The following is a 1,410-nucleotide window of genomic DNA, read 5'->3' as shown; positions in this document are numbered from 1 at the left end:
GGCTCTATAATTTCTGTAGTGGGTAAAACCACTCTGGAGATTATAGGGCTTTTTGACTACCAAAAAAGTCCCATAAGACTTATAATGAAAAGCGCTAACCATCTCATTAGAAAGTATCTTATGGAACATCTCAATAATACCACATTACTCATCGGAATGAAAGACAAACATATTACCTTGACTAAAGCCATTCAACACGACACACATATCGAAGTCATCGCTACCTTGGACTATCATCCTCCTAAATGTAAACATTGCATGGGAAATCAGATTAAATACGACTTCCAAAAGCCTTCTAAAATCCCCTTTATCGAAATTGGGGGCTTCCCTAGCCTCATTCGTCTAAAGAAGAGAAGGTTCCAATGTAAGTCTTGTCGAAAAGTCACCGTATCTGAAACTACCCTCGTTAAGAAAAATTGCCAAATCTCGGAACTTCTTAGACAGAAAATCGCTCAGCTATTGCTCAACAGAGAAGCTTTAACCCATATCGCTTCTAAGCTCGCCATCTCTACCTCTACCGTCAATCGCAAGCTCAAGCAATTTCAATTCCATGAGGATTACACCTCGTTGCCCGAGGTACTCTCCTGGGATGAATTCTCCTACCAGAAGGGTAAACTTGCCTTCATTGCTCAGGATTTCAGCACTAAGAACATCATGACCATCCTTGATAACAGAAGACAAACAACCATCCGAAATCATTTCTTTAAATATGCTAAAGAAGCCAGAAACAAGGTCAAAGTCGTCACTGTTGACATGTCTGGAAGCTATATCCCTCTCATTAAGAAATTATTCCCTAATGCTAAAATTGTCCTCGACCGCTTCCACATTGTCCAGCACATGAGTCGTGCCCTTAATCAGACAAGAATCCAAATCATGAAGCCATTTGACCATAAATCTCTTGAATACAGGGCTCTTAAGTACTACTGGAAACTCATTCAAAAAGATAGTCGGAAACTGTCTCTTAAGGCTTTCTATTCTAGAACTTTCAGAGAGACTCTGACGCCTAGAGAATGTCTCAATAAGATGTTCAAACTAGTTCCTGAGCTTAAAGATTACTATGATCTGTACCAGTTAATCCTCTTTCACCTGCAAGAGAAAAATACTAAGCAGTTTTGGGGCTTAATTCAAGATGCTTTACCTCATCTCAATCGCACCTTTAAAACGGCTTTGAACACCTTTATTCGCTACAAAAACGACATTACTAACGCCATCGAACTGCCTTATTCTAACGCTAAACTTGAAGCTACTAACAAACTCATCAAAGACATCAAGCGGAATGCTTTTGGTTATCGAAACTTTGACAACTTCAAAAAACGGATTTATCTCGCTTTGAACCTAACAAAAGAGAAGACCAATCTGGTCCTCTCTCGTTGTTCCTTATAAGTCACCCACTACAGTTGACAAGGAGCC

1 protein-coding gene is annotated in these 1,410 nt (G+C 39.7%); it reads left to right on the top strand.

Features of this window, described 5'->3' with window-relative positions:
* Nucleotides 1-120 precede the first annotated feature (120 nt).
* Nucleotides 121-1,383 (top strand): ISL3 family transposase, encoded by a 1,263-nt coding sequence (locus BMI76_RS10435; protein WP_075347472.1) that lies wholly within the window; start codon nt 121-123, stop codon nt 1,381-1,383.
* Nucleotides 1,384-1,410: the final 27 nt, after the last annotated feature.

Origin of the sequence: Streptococcus sp. 'caviae', from assembly GCF_001937065.1 — a bacterium.
GTDB lineage: Bacteria > Bacillota > Bacilli > Lactobacillales > Streptococcaceae > Streptococcus.
The sequence above is the reverse complement of the archived record's forward strand: the minus strand, read 5'-3'. Positions and strand labels throughout refer to the sequence as shown.

What these genes read in the sequence shown, in the direction of transcription:
- BMI76_RS10435 (WP_075347472.1), top strand. Translation starts at nt 121, where the DNA reads ATGGAACATCTCAATAATACCACATTACTCATCGGAATGAAAGACAAA.